This window comes from Mesobacillus sp. AQ2 (assembly GCF_030122805.1).
GTDB classification, from domain to species: Bacteria; Bacillota; Bacilli; order Bacillales; family Cytobacillaceae; genus Mesobacillus; species Mesobacillus oceanisediminis_A.
On record NZ_CP126080.1, the window covers coordinates 3,412,181 to 3,428,434 of the forward strand.

Genomic DNA, 16,254 nt, shown 5'->3' on the forward strand with positions numbered 1-16,254 from the left:
GGCAGGTAAAATTTTCTTTCAAGATACCTTCATTCTACACTACTTTACTTTTATATCAAATTGATTTTACCCATTCTTCGGCAAATTGAAGCGCATTGTCGAGTTTTGATGGGTCTTTTCCGCCAGCCTGGGCCATATCCGGACGGCCTCCGCCGCCGCCGCCGCAAATGGCTGCTGCTTCCTTGATCAATTTTCCAGCCTGATAGCCTTGCTTGATCAAATCATCTGTAACAGCTGCAATCAGGTTGACCTTGCTGCCATCTGTCATGCCAAGCAGGATGACTGCAGAACCAAGTTTTTGCTTTAAGTCATCAGCCATATTTCGCAGGCTGTTCATATCAGAAGCCTGGACGCGTGCAGCAAGCAGTTGGACACCGTTAATTTCTTTGACCTGTGATGTTAGGCTCCCTGCTTCAATATTTCCCAATTTAGCAGCAAGGGATTCATTTTCGCGCTGCAGCTGCTTCATTTCTGTGAGCAGTGAATCGATCCTGTTCGCCACTTCCCTCGGAGAAGTCTTCAGCTTACCAGCAGCTTCCTTCAGTATGCCGATCTGGTCGTTAAGCACCTTGTAAGCCGCTTCGCCGGTTACAGCCTCTATCCTTCTTGTTCCAGCACCGATGCCGCCTTCGGATACAATCTTGAAAAGCCCGATGACAGATGTATTAGGAACATGGCATCCGCCGCAAAGCTCGAGGCTGTAGTCGCCAACTTTTACGACACGGACAATATCACCATATTTCTCGCCAAACAATGCCATCGCACCCATTGCCTTCGCTTCAGCAATTGGCTTGAAGCTCGTCTCCACCTGGATGCTTCTCCAGATTTTTTCGTTGACGATAGCTTCTACTTGCTCAAGTTCTTCAGCGGTTACCTGGCCGAAGTGAGAAAAGTCGAATCGGAGTCTGTCTGGCTCGACAAGTGACCCTGCCTGATTGACGTGCGTGCCCAGTACATCCTTCAACGCCTGATGCAGCAGGTGTGTTGCAGTATGGTTCTTGATGATTTTTGCACGGTTATCCTGATCGACTTTTGCAGTGACTTCAAGTCCTTTCGAAACAGTTCCTTCCACCACCACTGCATTGTGGAGGTTTTGACCATTCGGAGCTTTCTTGACGTCTTTCACTGACAGCTTGACGCCATTTGCTTCGACTGTACCTTTATCAGCTATCTGTCCGCCGCTTTCAGCGTAGAAAGGTGTGACATCAAGGATGAAATGGATTTCGTCGCCAGCATTCGCTTCCTCAACAAGCTCGCCTTCCTTAATCAATGCAACGATTTTGCTGTTCGTTTCAAAGTTATCATATCCGACGAACTCGCTGCTTTCTTTAATATCCCCCAGAACGCCTCCCTGAACCTGCATGGAACCAACATCCTGGCGTGCCGCACGAGCTCTTTCACGCTGGAGTTCCATTTCTCTTTCAAAGCCTTCGTGGTCGACCTTCAAACCTTCTTCTTCTGCATACTCTTCGGTCAGTTCAACTGGAAATCCATATGTGTCGTATAGTCTGAAGACATCCTCACCCTGGATTTTGCCGCTGCCTTTTTCCTTTTCCTTCTTAATCAATTCAGAGAGAATAGCGAGGCCTTCGTGCAGCGTTTCATGGAAGCGGTCTTCTTCATTTTTGATGACCTTCTGGATAAAGTCGGTCTTTTCTTTTACTTCCGGGTAGAAATCATGCATGATTTCGCCCACTACCGGCACCAATTCAAACATGAATGGCCGGTTGATGTTCAGCTTTTTTGCATAACGTACAGCACGGCGCAATAAACGGCGAAGTACATACCCGCGGCCTTCGTTGGAAGGAAGTGCACCGTCACCGACAGCGAAAGCTACAGTACGGATGTGGTCAGCAATAACTTTGAATGCTTCATCCTTCTCTTTGGACTGTCCGTATTTTTCACCGGAGATTTCCTCAGTTGCATTGATGATTGGCATGAACAAGTCTGTTTCAAAGTTTGTTGGAACATCCTGGACTACAGAAGCCATACGCTCCAGTCCCATACCAGTATCAATATTTTTCTTCGGAAGCGGCGTGTATGTGCCATCCGGATTATGGTTGAATTCAGAGAACACAAGGTTCCATACTTCGAGGTAACGGTCATTTTCACCGCCAGGATAAAGCTCCGGGTCTTCAGGGTCGTTGCCGTATTCAGGACCTCTGTCATAGAAGATTTCTGTGTTCGGACCGCTTGGGCCTTCACCGATGTCCCAGAAGTTACCCTCCAGACGGATGATCCGCTCTTCAGGAATGCCGATTTTATCTTTCCAGATGTTAAACGCCTCATCATCCTCAGGGTGAATCGTCACGGATAATTTTTCAGGATCAAATCCGATCCACTTCTCACTCGTTAGAAATTCCCATGCAAATTCAATTGCTTCTACCTTGAAGTAGTCACCGATCGAAAAGTTGCCGAGCATTTCAAAGAAGGTATGGTGGCGTGCTGTTTTGCCGACATTTTCGATGTCATTCGTACGAATCGATTTTTGCGCATTGGTGATACGCGGGTTTGCCGGAATAACACGGCCGTCAAAATACTTCTTCAATGTCGCTACACCGCTGTTGATCCAAAGCAAGGACGGATCATCGTGCGGAACAAGTGAAGCACTTGGCTCTATGGCATGGCCTTTTTCCTTAAAAAATTCAAGATACATTCTTCTGATTTCAGAACCTGTCAGTTTCTTCATGAAACAAACCTCCTAAATCCTTGTGAAATTTTAGCTTTCAGGGATTTTAGGCAACAAAAAAAGCCCTCATCCCTGGACAGGGACGAGAGCTTGCTCGCGGTACCACCCTGATTATGGACGCAAAAACGCACGCCCATCTCTCAATGACGCTTTAACGCAGCTGCTACGGCAGGTTTTGCCTGCACTCCGGAATAGCCTTCTGTTATCCTTCACCGGGGATTCTTTCAGCCTGGGCAATCCCTCTCTGGACGATGGTCTATAACATACTCGTTCCTTCTACATTTTTCGAATTATTAATCTATAGCCGAATTATATATAGCTGGATTGCGTTTGTCAAACGACTTGGCATAAATTTATGTCGGACGTGCTTTTTTTCTTTCAAGAATGATGTGGTCTTTTGCGTGGATCAGTGCCGCCCTCAAAACAACCAGTACGGGAACGGCCAAAATCAGCCCAAGGATGCCGCCTACTTCTTCTCCTGCCAGAAGCGCGAACATGATCATCAAAGGATGCATATGCAGGCTTTTTCCGACAATCAGCGGGGATAGGATGTTACCTTCCAGAAATTGCAGTGAAAAGACGATCACAAGTGACAGCAGTACCATTTTCATAGACATTGTTGCGGCGATGATGACAGCCGGTATTGCCCCAATGATCGGACCGAAATACGGGATCACATTCGTAATTCCGACAATGGCTCCAAGAAGGAGCGAATACTTAATACCCGCAAGCCAGAAAAACAACGAGGAGAGCACACCGATGATCAGACAGATGAGAAGCTGGCCGCGTATATAGCTGCCGAGCGACTTGTCGACTTCATGAAGAAATCTTGCGCCCGGCTGCCTCCATTGCCTGGGGGTTAAGTACCAGGCTGCCTTTTTCATTGCATCGAAGTCCTTAAGCATGTAAAAGGCAATGAACGGAATCACCGCAATCGTCAAAATGGAATTAATGATTCCCATCAAAACAGACATCGTTCCTTCAAGCACTCCATCAAGCCATTGCTCCATACTGTTGATTCCATCCTCGATCCTCTCATGTATCCCTGCTGGCCATGTCGAGGTCTGGTCAACCACATTGTTAACCATCTGTTTATATTGTTCGGCGAAATATGGGGCGTTCTCCGTCAAATCACGCAGCTGGCGGATTAAAGCAGGAATACCCTTATAAAAAGCAAAACCTGCGCCGCCAAAAAATAAAATATAAATGATCAAAATCGATACTCCCCGGTGCAAGCCCCTTTGGTGAAGGGATTCAACAATCGGGTGAAGCAGATATGTAATGAAAGCAGCTATCGAAAAAGGAATCAGCAATGATATTAATATTTGAAGCACAGGTACCCATAGAGATTGAAGCTTGATAAAAACAAAAAGTACAATAAACAAAAGGAGAAGAAATCCAAGCCGGTAGTACCATTTCATTTGGATATTCACCATGTTCGCCCTCCCTCCTGTTTATTCTTGAAAGAAAGGAAGCGGATTATACCTTTTATTGGTACCGAGGCGGGATTTTTTTAAATAAAAAGGACCGATAATTTACTTTTTATAGCGAGTTTTTGCTTTTTATAGCGACTTTTTAGTTTTTATAGCGACTTTTTACTATTTATAGCGACTTTCGCCATAATATAGCGAACTGAAAATTCCGGAGGTTTTTTTCCATTTCCCCAACTAGAAAATCCCCTGCATAAAAAACTACAGGGGATTGGTTCCTTTTTTAAAGAAATGCTTTTGTCATTTTTCTGCCTAGCTTCTTCATTTTCCTGCCAGACACCATATTGTTGTTGGAAGCATAGTTATAGGCTGCCATACCTGCGCCAAATGCGATCACGGAGGTTAACATTTTGTTCATGTGTTTCACCTCTTCGGTTTATTTTACATGCCGTATTGACGTTGATCTTCGTCGAATAAGTCATCAAGGGAGCTGAGGGTTCCATCCTCTTCGACTTGATGGGTATGGATCAGACCTTTATTCAAAGACAGCTCTATGAAGCAATTCCAGCAATAATATTGGTTGATGCCAATTTTGCCAATATCCTTGCTTCTGCAATTGGGACAACTTAACATAAGGACACCTCATCTCGGTTTAACTGTCACGATGATGGCATCCTTTCCGATTGCAGGCGGACCGGTTGTCTTGACGACACGCTTTCCATTCATAATATCCGAAAAAAAGCCATCCGTTAGTTCGTACCCTACAATCGTGCCCAATTCTTCCATGAAATATACGTCTTCCAACAAACCTAGCTGTTCTCCATCCCTTGATAACAGGATCTTGCCAGCAAGTCCATCATTATGCTCGAACGTATATTCAGGCTCTGCCTCCAAATGCTCCAACGCTGCTTTGTCTTTTACCATTACACCATCCCAGCCAAAGGATTCAACCTGACCTATCTTGACCTGAAACGTTTTCTTGATGAATGCACCCTTTTTTACAAGTAAGCCTACAACGCTTCCATTGCTTGAAATGCTCACATCACAAACTTCGCCCAGTTTTTGACCACTCGCCAATTCATATACAGGCAATCCCTTTAAAAGTGAAAATGTCCGCAAAAGTGTGTCCCGCCTTTCCGAACACTCTTAGTTTCCTCCGTCTCGGGCAAATCATGATGTGTAAGGTTTTCCAAAGCGTTTCACTGTCTGTAAAAATAAAAAAGAATCCACATAGCTGCGGATTCTTATGCATTATTCTCTTCCATAAAATCATAAGGAGACACGTTCTCCATTCCGATCATCGGGTCCGCGCTCTTCATCATTTCCAGATAGTCAACCTGCTTACTGTCCTCTTGTGTAGCCGGTAAAGTTACCTTCTCTGTCTGCTTACCGCTCAAATCAGGAAGCATCTCGACTAGCTTTTCAACAAGCGTTGTATTCCGCTCTGTATCTTCTCCGCGTTCGATGCCCATTTTCAAGGCATCTTCTTCGCCAACGAGAATCAGAAATTGCTTGCTTCTTGTGATGGCCGTATAGATTAAATTCCTTCGCAGCATCCTGTAATAACTTTTCACAACCGGAAGTACGACAATCGGAAATTCACTCCCCTGTGATTTATGCACCGAACAGCAGTAAGCATGGGTAATTTGTGAAAGATCTGGACGATTATAAGTTACTTCGATCCCGTCAAAGGAAACAATCAACTGATCTTGTTTTTCTGTGTTTTCCTTTGCGTAAAAAATCGCGACGACCTCACCCATATCCCCGTTGAACACATTTGCTTCCGGCTGGTTGACCAGCTGGAGGACCTTATCGCCGATCCGGTATTTCACATCGCCGAAGGCCAGCTCTTTCCTTGTGCCGTCTGCATTCGGATTGAATAAATTCTGCAAAAGCTCGTTTAGCCGGTCAATCCCTGCAGGTCCCCGGTACATAGGAGCCAGAACCTGGATATTTCTTGGCGAATAGCCTTTTTTCTTGGCATTTGCGACAACTTTTTCGACTACTTGGGGAATCTGGTTTGTCGAACATCTTATAAAAGAGCGGTCAGCCTGTTGGGCAGAAATGTCCTCAGGCAGATACCCTTTTTTGATTTGGTGGGCAAGTTCAATGATTGATGAACCTTCTGCCTGCCTGTAAATATCGGTCAGCCTCACTGTAGGAATCCTGCCGGAATCAAGCAGGTCCTTCAATACCTGCCCTGGACCAACGGAAGGAAGCTGGTCTTCATCGCCCACAATGATAACCTGAATATTATCAGGCAGTGATTTGAACAATTGATGGGCCAGCCAGATATCGACCATTGAGGTCTCATCAATAATCAGGATTTTCCCTTCAAGCGGCTGATCCTCATTATGTTCAAAGCCTTCAGCGCCATTCCAGCGAAGCAGCCTGTGGATGGTTACGGCAGGCAGACCCGTGGACTCGGTCATTCGTTTTGCGGCCCTGCCGGTAGGAGCTGCAAGCAAAAACGGATACGGCTCCTCCTTTTTATAATCTTTTGGCTCTAAGGAACAGCCATGGAGTTCTCCGTATAATTCCACGATTCCTTTTATTACGGTCGTTTTCCCTGTACCAGGACCGCCTGTCAGGATCATCATTGGCGACATCAGTGCTGTCTGGATGGCTTCTTTTTGACTCGGAGCATATTGGACATTGAGACGCTCTTCAAGATTCCCGAGCGCAAGGAGGAATTCGGATTCAGGAAATTGATTTTCATACTCCGTCTGCTCAAGGATTCTTTTGATATTCGCCACAAGTCCCTTTTCAGAATAAAAGAGCGATGGCAAATAGATTCTCTGCTCTTCGGCAATCAGCTTTCCTTCTTCACCAAGCTTGATGATTTCCCTGGAGATATCCGTAAATTCAATCTGGAAATTCTGATTGTCTTCAAGCAGCTTTTTCACATCTACAAGCAGTGCTTCCGCATCCATGAAGACATGTCCGCCCTGTATGCTTGAATTCTCCAGGGTATAAAGGCAGGCAGCCTTGATCCGGTCAGGATGGTTACCCGTCAGGCCCAGTTGGCTTCCAAGTTCATCAGCCCTGCCAAAACCGATGCCCTCAATGTCTTCAACAAGTTTATAGGGATTGTTTTGGATCACTTCAATGGCCTGTTCTTTATATACTTGATATATTTTCATCGACAGCTGCGGGCCAAAACCATAATCGTTCAAAGCGACCATCACCTGTTCAAGGCCTTGATGCTCCATCAGAGTATCATACAAGTCCTTTGCCTTTTCAGGTGCCAGTTTCGGAATCTGGTCCAGAACAGAGGGATTCTCGATGATCCTCGTGATGGCTTTTTCACCAAGAGTCTCAACGATTTTTTCAGCCGTTTTCTTTCCGATTCCTTTAAAAAGGTCACTGGACAAATAGCTGATGATTCCCTGTTTGGACTGGGGAAGGTCTTTTCTGAAATGCGTTGCATGAAATTGGGCGCCAAACTTGGGATGTTCTTTTACTTCACCAAAGAAAATATATGTCTCCTGCTCATGAATCCTGGGGAAGTACCCGGTAATGACTGCCTCTTTATCATCATACTGTTCATTTGTTTCCTCGACCCTGATTCTCAGTACGGTGTAAAGGTTTTGTTCATTATGGAAAATGGTGACTAAATGCTTTCCTTTCATGAACTTCCCCTGCTCTGAAAACAAATCTAGAGAGTCCTGCTTATCCAAAGTTCCTTCCCCCTTTCCGCTGATCCATCGTATTTACTGGTTCTCTTGTCCCTCAATCAATTTCTTTCCGTGGCCGGCCAGCAGATGGTCAGGCTGTACTTCCAATGCGCGATTGAACATTTCAAGCGCTTTTTTGCCATCTTCTTTGAAACCGTAGGCAACCCCAAGATTATAGAGTGCATCGGCATGTCCAGGGTCAAGCATAACTGACTTATCAAGTACGGTTATTGCTTCATCAATAAAGTTTTCCCTCGCAAGGCAGAGCCCGTATTGGAAATGCGCTTCAGCATCATCCTCAAGAAGTTCAGTGCTTCGCTGCAGATATGGCAATGCCAGCTTGCTGTTTTCCATATTCGCAAGGCTCATGCCAAGCATGAAAAAGTTATCCCCGGTTTCGAGACCCTTTTTCAGGGCTAGTTCAAACATACTTTTAGCCTGAGCAAAATTTTGCTGGTCAAAATAAACGCCACCCTTGCTGTAATAGGCAGCAGGGGCATTTTCATCAAGATCGATTGCTTTATCGTAAAAATTCATTGCTCTTTCGGTATCACCTACTGCTGTCAGGACATTCCCGAAATTTATGTATGCAACAGGATCCTTTGGCTGTTCTTCGATCGCTTCAGCGAAAGCCTTGGCAGCCTCTTCCCATTTTCCTTCTCTCATTAAATCAATACCTGTCTGGTTTTTATCCATTTTGAACACTCCATTCTCCATGCCAGTATACCACAATCATGTAATCAAACTCACAAAATAATCCCCGGCGAAGCTGGCCCGCCGGGGATCAATCAGAATTAACCGACATATGTCAATTTGCTTCCGTTTTTGAAAATCTCATCAAGCGTTCCGCCGCCAAGACATTCTTCTCCATCATAGAAAACGACAGCTTGTCCTGGGGTAACAGCTCGGATTGGTTCTTTGAAAATCACTTTTGCGGTTCCATCGTCCTGAAGCTCAACCGTTACAGCATTATCAGGCTGACGGTAGCGGAATTTCGCCGTGCACTCAAAGGTCTTTGGCTTTGGCTTGTCGGATACGAAGCTGATATTCACAGCCGTAATGCTGTCTGAATAGAGCAGATCGTTATGGAATCCTTGTTCAACTAGCAATACATTGCGTTCAAGGTCCTTTCCAACCACGAACCATGGTTCGCCTGCACCGCCGATTCCAAGACCTTGTCTCTGGCCGATTGTATAATACATCAGACCGTCATGCTTGCCTTTTACTTCACCACTCATGGTCTCCATATTTCCCGGCTGGGCTGGAAGGTAATTCCCAAGGAACTCCTTGAAATTCCTTTCGCCGATGAAGCAAATGCCAGTGCTGTCTTTTTTCGTTGCTGTGGCTAGATTTGCTTCCTTTGCCAGTTCCCTCACGCGGGACTTTTCCATATCGCCAATGGGGAACAATACTTTTTCCAATTGGCTCTGGTTCAGCTGATTCAAGAAGTATGTCTGGTCTTTGTTCTCATCAAGTCCGCGAAGCATTTTCCGCTCGCCGTCCCGGTCTTCCACGCGGGCATAATGGCCTGTCGCAAGATAATCCGCTCCAAGATTCATCGCGTGCTCAAGGAATGCTTTGAATTTGATTTCTTTATTGCACATGACATCAGGGTTTGGCGTCCTGCCTGCTTTATATTCATCCAGGAAATAAGTAAAAACTTTATCCCAGTATTGTTTCTCAAAATTGACTGCATAATACGGAATGCCGATCTGGTTGCACACGCGGATGACATCTTCATAATCCTCCGTGGCTGTACAGACGCCGTTTTCATCGGTGTCGTCCCAGTTCTTCATGAAGATGCCAATCACATCATAGCCCTGCTCCTTGAGGACCAGCGCAGCGACGGATGAGTCGACTCCCCCGGACATTCCAACCACCACTCTAGTATCCTTCGGTGATTTTTCCATTATGCTTCACCTCACTCTCTTCCTTTAAAACTAGTCTACCCTTATGCCCGTTGGTTTTTCGCGAGCCTCTGGACAATATTAGCTGTATCTGCAGCTGCTTTGTCAATCTGTTCTGGTGTATTGTTTAATCCGAAACTGAAACGGATTGAGTTCGTCAGCTTGTCAGAATCTTTTCCGAACATTGCAACCAGCACATGTGATGGGTCAATGGAACCTGCTGTGCATGCTGAACCACTTGATGCCGCAATTCCGGCCAGGTCGAGATTGACAAGCATGGCTTCGACATTTGTACCAGGAAAGCTTAAGTTTAAAATATGAGGCAGTGAATTATCAAGCAATCCGTTCAGCTGGAAAGAGATTCCGCTCTCTTCAAGCTTGCTGATGAAACGCTTCTGCAAATCCCGATATAAGGCGCGCTTGCGCTCAAGCTCTTGTTGCGATAGCCGAACAGCTTTCCGGAATCCGGCAATTGCTGCAACATTTTCAGTGCCTGCACGCCTCTTCCTCTCCTGTTCCCCGCCGAAAAGCTGGCGAGCCAGCTTAATTCCACCTCGGATATACAGAAAACCAATTCCTTTTGGTCCATTGATTTTATGCGCCGAAACAGAAAGCATATCCACGTTCAATTCTTCTACGCTGAAGTTCTCGATTCCATAAGCCTGGACTGCATCCGTATGGAAAACGGCCTGGTGTCCGGCAAGTCGCTTCCCTATTTCTGCAATCGGCTGAATTGTCCCCACTTCATTATTTCCGTACATGATGGTCACAAGAATCGTATCATCCCGCAGCGCATCATCAAAAGCATTAATGGAAACAAGGCCATTTTCATCAACAGGGAGATAAGTGACCTCAAAGCCCCGTTTTTCCAACTCCTCACAGCTATGCAGTACAGCATGGTGTTCAACCTGCGTCGTAATGATATGCTGCCCTTTTGAGCGGTTTTGTTCGGCATAGCCAATAATAGCGAGGTTATCAGCTTCCGTTCCGCCGCTTGTGAAAATGATATTGTTCCCTTTTGTCCCGATGCTTTTTGCTAGTTCATCTCGAGTATCATCCAGGATTTTTCTCGCCTCGCGCCCGAAATGGTGGATGCTTGAAGGATTCCCAAACTCAGATTCCATGACTTTAACCATTTCAGCCAGGACTTCTGGATGCATCGGTGTTGTGGCCGCATGGTCCAAATAGATTCTATCCAAAGTTTTACCCTCTCTTCAGAATATTTTAGTTTATATAGGCTCTGTTCGTCAGCTTTGCATTCAAAAGTCAATGTAAAAACAGCTTTTATATATAAAACATGTACGCATCAGACTCGCCAAAATTATCGGTGTGATTGGCAAGATCTTCAATCGTGGTGTTGTCCAGGACATCTTTTACTGCATCCCTGATACGGGTCCACAGTTCGCGTTTTGCAGGTTCTTCATCCTCAATGCCTTCGACAATACTGATTGGGCCTTCAAGGACCCTGATGATATCGCCTGCTGAGATCTGCGAAGGCTCAGAACCAAGAATATATCCTCCATACGCTCCTCTGATGCTTTTTACCAGTCCGGCATTCCTCAGGGGAGCCACCAGCTGTTCTAAATAGTGCTCTGATAAATCATTCGTTTGCGCAATCGACTTTAAAGAAATTGGCCCTTCGCCAAACTTTTTGGCAAGCTCAATCATAATTGTCAGTCCATAGCGCCCTTTCGTGGATATTTTCATATTGCACCTCTATTCCATAGTTCTTTAAAATGGGTTGATATTTATTTGATATATTCATAATGCCCCATATGGCATTCTCACACTATAAATTTTAACAAAATCCTTAGTCAATAGGTAGGCTTTTGACATTATAGCATAAATTGCATGTACAATGCGCAAGTCCCCCGTTCATGTTATTGTATATATACACGAAATTCCGTTTTATTGGAGCGATGAGCATGAACCTTAAACCTCTTGCTTTCAGGATGAGGCCGCGGACGATCGAGGAAGTGATCGGCCAGTCCCACCTGGTAGCTGAAGGAAAAATCATAAACAGAATGGTCAAGGCGAGACAATTATCGTCAATGATTCTATATGGACCGCCTGGCATCGGGAAAACTTCGATTGCCAGTGCGATTGCCGGGAGCACGAATTTTGCATTCAGGACACTGAATGCCGTCACGAACAATAAAAAAGATATGGAAGTAGTAGCTGCAGAAGCGAAGATGTCAGGGAAAGTCATCCTGCTGCTTGATGAGGTGCACCGGCTTGACAAAGCAAAACAGGATTTCCTGCTTCCATATCTGGAAAATGGGATGATCGTCCTGATTGGTGCCACAACCAGCAATCCGTACCATGCGATCAATCCTGCCATCCGCTCAAGATGCCAGATTTTTGAATTGAAGCCGCTTGAACCAGAGGATATAAAAACAGCTTTGCGAAGAGCGATTGCCGATGAAGAAAGAGGCCTCGGCAACTTGAAGATCGAGCTGACAGAAGAGGCACTTACCCATTTCGCCACAGCCTCCGGCGGAGATGTGAGAAGCTCCTTGAATGCCCTGGAGCTTGCTGTTTTATCCACTGAACCAAATGGAGAAGGTATCATCCATATCGATGAGGGCGCAGCAGAAGAATGCATGCAGAAAAAGAGTCTCTCTCACGATAAAGATGGTGATGCACACTACGATGTCCTGTCAGGTTTCCAGAAGTCCATCAGGGGCAGCGATGTGAATGCGGCTCTCCATTATCTTGGAAGATTGATTGAAGCAGGCGATCTTGTCAGCATCAACCGAAGACTTCTGGTGATTGCCTATGAAGACATCGGATTGGCAAGTCCACAGGCTGGGCAAAGGACACTTGCAGCAATTGAAGCAGCCGAAAGAGTCGGCTTACCGGAGGCAAGGATTCCACTCGCTAATGCGGTGATCGAGTTATGCCTGTCCCCTAAATCGAACTCTGCTTATGCCGCCATTGATTCAGCACTGGCTGATATCCGCTCAGGCATCAGCGGAGAAGTGCCTGATCACTTAAAGGATGCCCACTACAAAGGGGCAAAGGACCTTGGGAGAGGAGTGGACTATCTGTACCCGCATGATTACGAGGGTGGCTGGGTCAAACAGCAGTATCTCCCGGACAGAATCAAAAACAAGGTATACTATAAACCAAAGAAAACCGGGAAGTTCGAACAGGCCATTGCCTCCATCTATGAAAAAATCACCGGACACAAAAAATAAGCGGCAGGACCTTTTTAGAGGTCCTTGCCGCTTTTTCAGCTGTTTATAGGTCTGAAATCGATTTTTCCTTAGCTGTTCACTCGCTCAATTTCGATGTCTTTTAATAATTCCCTGACTACATGGCTGGCCATGATGAGTCCCGCTACTGAAGGAACGAACGCATTGGAAGACGGAGGCATTTTAGCCTTGCGGATTTCGGCATTGTCATTTCCTACCTCTTTCCGTACATCCTCCCTGATGACAATCGGGCTTTCGTCTGAAAAGACAACAGGGATTCCTTTTTTGATTCCTTCTTTTCGCAGGCGGGTACGGATGACTTTCGCCAGCGGATCGGTATGGGTCTTGAAAATATCAGCAATCTGGAAACGCGTAGGATCCATTTTATTAGCCGCACCCATGCTTGAAATCATCGGAATGCCCCTGTTGATGGATTCCTTGATCAGATGGATTTTATAAGAAATCGTATCTGAAGCATCGACAATAAAATCAAGGTCGTAGCCAAAGATCTCTTCATAGGTTTCCTCAGTATAGAACATTTTCAGCGCTACAACTTCGCATTCGGGATTAATATCCATAATCCTGTCACGCATCACTTCGACCTTTTGCTTGCCGACTGTCGAAAGCAGCGCAATTAACTGGCGGTTGACATTCGTGATATCAACATCATCCTTGTCAATCAAAATTAGTTTGCCAACTCCAGACCGTGCCAGTGCTTCTGCCGCAAATGAACCGACACCGCCAATTCCTAATACAGCTACCGTACTGTTTTTCATTATATCAAGGCCCTCTTTGCCGATGGCCAGTTCATTTCTAGAAAATTGATGAAGCATCCAGACTCACTCCAAATATTAAGATTGGTGTTACTATCTATACCCGCTTTCGAATATAACATACCTATCGTTAATTTCAAGTATTTTTATAGGAATTAATGTGTATTGGCATGGTGATGGAAGAGTTCTAGCAAAGATATAGCCTTTCCATCGGACTAACGTAGGTTCGAAACCGGATAACTGTCCGTTAGACGCTCTCTATCGGACAAACTTAGGTCTAAAACCCAGATAACTGTCCATTAGACGCTCTCTATCGGACAAACGCAAGTCCAAAAACCGGATAACTGTCCGTTAGACCCTCTCTATCGGACAAACGTAAGTCCAAAACCCGGATATCTGTCCATTAGACACCCTATCTCGGTCATAACTTTACGTTAGGCGAAAATCTATTAACATCTAAATTCCAGATCAAAAAAGCAATCCCCAAACCCAAGTTCCATAAAAACAAAAAAGCCATGCGGATGCATGGCTTTGGTGTACGTATGTAGGAAGAGTCCCAATCGTGCCGTCGTGTTGGATGCCTTCGTCTTGAACCCGCTCTCAGCAGGTGGGTGCCCTGTTCCGGGTTTCTGTAAGTCCTCTAGCCAGAGGCATTTACGCGGCCCGAAAACTCGTGCTCCCGAAGGATAGATGTTAGGTCAAAACTTCAGGTTAAACAACGAACACATCAGGACTCTTCATCTGTTGTTATTATATTATCACACGCTTGAATCAACTTCAAGAAAATGGGTGCTGGATATTACTGGTCTTTTTTAACATTTAATGACAAATGCAATTCATCCAGCTGGGCTCCGCTAACTTCTCCAGGAGCGTCTGTCAAAAGGTCGCTTGCGCTTGCTGTTTTCGGGAAGGCGATTGTGTCGCGGAGGTTTGACCTGCCCGCAAGCAGCATCACCATTCTGTCTAGTCCAAGCGCTATGCCTCCATGTGGCGGTGTGCCATATTCAAAGGCTTCAAGCAGGAAGCCGAATTGTTCATATGCCTGTTCTTTAGTGAATCCCAGCACTGAGAACATTTTTTCCTGGACATCTCTTTCAAAAATCCTTAAGGATCCGCCGCCAAGTTCATAGCCGTTCAGAACAAGGTCATATGCCTGTGCTTTTACATTCGCTGGATCGCTCTCAAGCATTGGAAGGTCTTCGCGGACTGGCATCGTAAATGGATGGTGTGCAGCGAAGTAACGGTCTGCTTCTTCGTCGAATTCCAACAGTGGCCAGTCTGTCACCCAGAGGAAGTTGAATTTGCTCTGGTCGATCAGTCCGAGCTCTTTTCCAAGCTTCAGGCGCAATGCACCAAGCGCATCTGCCACGACATTTTTCTTGTCCGCTACGAACAGCAGAAGGTCACCCGCCGTGACATCAAGCTTAGCTTGAAGATCAGCCTGCTCTTCTTCGCCAAAGAATTTTGAGATTGGCCCTTTTAGGCCATCCTCTTCCGCTTTCAGCCAAGCCAGGCCTTTCGCTCCGTATACAGCCACAAATTCAGTCAGGCCATCAATATCCTTGCGTGAGTAATTGGATGCCGCACCTTTTACATTGATTGCCTTGACCTGGCCACCTCCTGCGACAGCAGATGCGAATACCTTGAACCCTGAATCCTTGACTGTTTCGGAAAGGTCAACAAGCTCCATGCTGAAGCGTGTATCCGGCTTGTCGGATCCAAAGCGGTCCATTGCTTCCTGGTAACTCATGCGAGGGAATGGCAATGTCACTTCCAATCCTTTTACATCCTTCATGACTTTTTGCATCATTTTTTCAGTTAGGCCCATGATCTCTTCCTGGCTCATGAAGCTTGTTTCGATATCAATCTGCGTGAATTCTGGCTGGCGGTCAGCACGCAGGTCCTCGTCACGGAAGCATCGGGCGATTTGGTAGTAACGCTCGAAGCCGCCAACCATCATCAGCTGCTTGAAAATCTGCGGAGATTGCGGAAGAGCGTAGAATTCACCCGGATGCACACGGCTTGGTACGAGATAGTCCCTCGCTCCTTCAGGCGTGCTCTTTGTTAAGATTGGTGTTTCAACATCCAGGAACCCTTCGCCATCCAGGTAATCGCGAATCGCTTTTGTTACCTGATGCCTCATTTTAAAAGTCTCGAACATGACCGGGCGGCGAAGATCCAGATAGCGGTATTTCAAACGCACATCTTCAGATACATCCGTTTTGTCTGCAATTACAAACGGCGTTGTTTTCGCTTCATTGATAATGGTCAGGTCGTCTACCTGGACTTCGATCTTTCCAGTTTTAAGGTTTTCGTTCACACTGCCTGCTTCGCGGGCAATGACAGTCCCTTTTACATCAAGGACGTACTCTGTACGGACCTTCTCGGCGATGGAAAGCGCCTCTGGTGATACTTCAGGATTGAAAACAATCTGGACAAGGCCGGTTCTGTCCCGGAGGTCGATGAAAATCAGTCCTCCCAGATCACGGCGCTTTTGCACCCAGCCTTTTAGCGTAACCTTTTCACCAACTGCCTTTTCTGTTACTTCACCGCAAAAATATGATCTCCCAAACATGTAAAC

The 16,254-nt window shown here is 45.9% G+C and carries 13 protein-coding genes, 1 other RNA gene and 1 other annotated feature; of the genes, 1 reads left to right on the forward strand and 13 read right to left on the reverse strand.

The features are described 5' to 3' along the window. Window positions 1-55 precede the first annotated feature (55 nt). The 10 genes from alaS to cymR all read right to left on the reverse strand — a co-directional run bounded on the left by alaS (window position 56) and on the right by cymR (window position 11,410). On the reverse strand, window positions 56-2,689 hold the full coding sequence (gene alaS, locus QNH36_RS17310) for an alanine--tRNA ligase (RefSeq protein WP_251540967.1): 2,634 nt from the start codon (window positions 2,687-2,689) through the stop codon (window positions 56-58). A gap of 75 nt (window positions 2,690-2,764) precedes the next feature. Further along, window positions 2,765-2,977, reverse strand: a binding site (T-box leader). A gap of 65 nt (window positions 2,978-3,042) precedes the next feature. Continuing rightward, complete coding sequence (locus QNH36_RS17315) at window positions 3,043-4,122, reverse strand: AI-2E family transporter (protein ID WP_283905432.1); 1,080 nt, start codon at window positions 4,120-4,122, stop codon at window positions 3,043-3,045. A 280-nt stretch (window positions 4,123-4,402) separates the two neighbouring features. Beyond that, on the reverse strand, window positions 4,403-4,537 hold the full coding sequence (locus tag QNH36_RS17320) for a YrzQ family protein (RefSeq protein ID WP_251540968.1): 135 nt from the start codon (window positions 4,535-4,537) through the stop codon (window positions 4,403-4,405). A 23-nt stretch (window positions 4,538-4,560) separates the two neighbouring features. Then, window positions 4,561-4,752 (reverse strand): hypothetical protein, encoded by a 192-nt coding sequence (locus QNH36_RS17325; protein WP_144476106.1) that lies wholly within the window; start codon window positions 4,750-4,752, stop codon window positions 4,561-4,563. 9 nt (window positions 4,753-4,761) lie between these two features. Next, window positions 4,762-5,238: a PRC-barrel domain-containing protein gene (locus tag QNH36_RS17330; protein ID WP_283903871.1), complete on the reverse strand. Its 477-nt coding sequence runs from the start codon at window positions 5,236-5,238 to the stop codon at window positions 4,762-4,764. Between the two features lie 125 nt (window positions 5,239-5,363). After that, complete coding sequence (gene recD2, locus QNH36_RS17335) at window positions 5,364-7,799, reverse strand: SF1B family DNA helicase RecD2 (protein ID WP_144476104.1); 2,436 nt, start codon at window positions 7,797-7,799, stop codon at window positions 5,364-5,366. A 33-nt stretch (window positions 7,800-7,832) separates the two neighbouring features. Beyond that, window positions 7,833-8,492 (reverse strand): tetratricopeptide repeat protein, encoded by a 660-nt coding sequence (locus QNH36_RS17340; protein ID WP_144476103.1) that lies wholly within the window; start codon window positions 8,490-8,492, stop codon window positions 7,833-7,835. A 98-nt stretch (window positions 8,493-8,590) separates the two neighbouring features. Beyond that, window positions 8,591-9,706, reverse strand: a complete 1,116-nt coding sequence (gene mnmA, locus QNH36_RS17345) for a tRNA 2-thiouridine(34) synthase MnmA (RefSeq protein WP_283903872.1) — start codon at window positions 9,704-9,706, stop codon at window positions 8,591-8,593. Window positions 9,707-9,747: 41 nt separating this feature from the next. After that, window positions 9,748-10,902, reverse strand: a complete 1,155-nt coding sequence (locus tag QNH36_RS17350) for a cysteine desulfurase family protein (RefSeq protein ID WP_144476101.1) — start codon at window positions 10,900-10,902, stop codon at window positions 9,748-9,750. 85 nt (window positions 10,903-10,987) lie between these two features. Further along, a complete protein-coding gene (gene cymR, locus QNH36_RS17355; protein ID WP_144476100.1) occupies window positions 10,988-11,410 on the reverse strand; it encodes a cysteine metabolism transcriptional regulator CymR in 423 nt (140 codons plus the stop codon). A gap of 218 nt (window positions 11,411-11,628) precedes the next feature. Between cymR and QNH36_RS17360 the strand changes: the two genes are divergently transcribed. Next, entirely contained in the window at window positions 11,629-12,903 is a 1,275-nt protein-coding gene (locus QNH36_RS17360; RefSeq protein WP_144476099.1) for a replication-associated recombination protein A, read from the forward strand. 68 nt (window positions 12,904-12,971) lie between these two features. Here QNH36_RS17360 and QNH36_RS17365 read toward each other — a convergent pair whose 3' ends face one another. The 3 genes from QNH36_RS17365 to aspS all read right to left on the reverse strand — a co-directional run bounded on the left by QNH36_RS17365 (window position 12,972) and on the right by aspS (window position 16,248). Then, entirely contained in the window at window positions 12,972-13,733 is a 762-nt protein-coding gene (locus tag QNH36_RS17365) for a tRNA threonylcarbamoyladenosine dehydratase (protein ID WP_144476098.1), read from the reverse strand. Between the two features lie 489 nt (window positions 13,734-14,222). After that, window positions 14,223-14,410, reverse strand: a non-coding RNA gene (ssrS, locus tag QNH36_RS17370) — 6S RNA. A gap of 62 nt (window positions 14,411-14,472) precedes the next feature. After that, window positions 14,473-16,248: an aspartate--tRNA ligase gene (gene aspS / locus QNH36_RS17375; protein ID WP_144476097.1), complete on the reverse strand. Its 1,776-nt coding sequence runs from the start codon at window positions 16,246-16,248 to the stop codon at window positions 14,473-14,475. Window positions 16,249-16,254 lie beyond the last annotated feature (6 nt).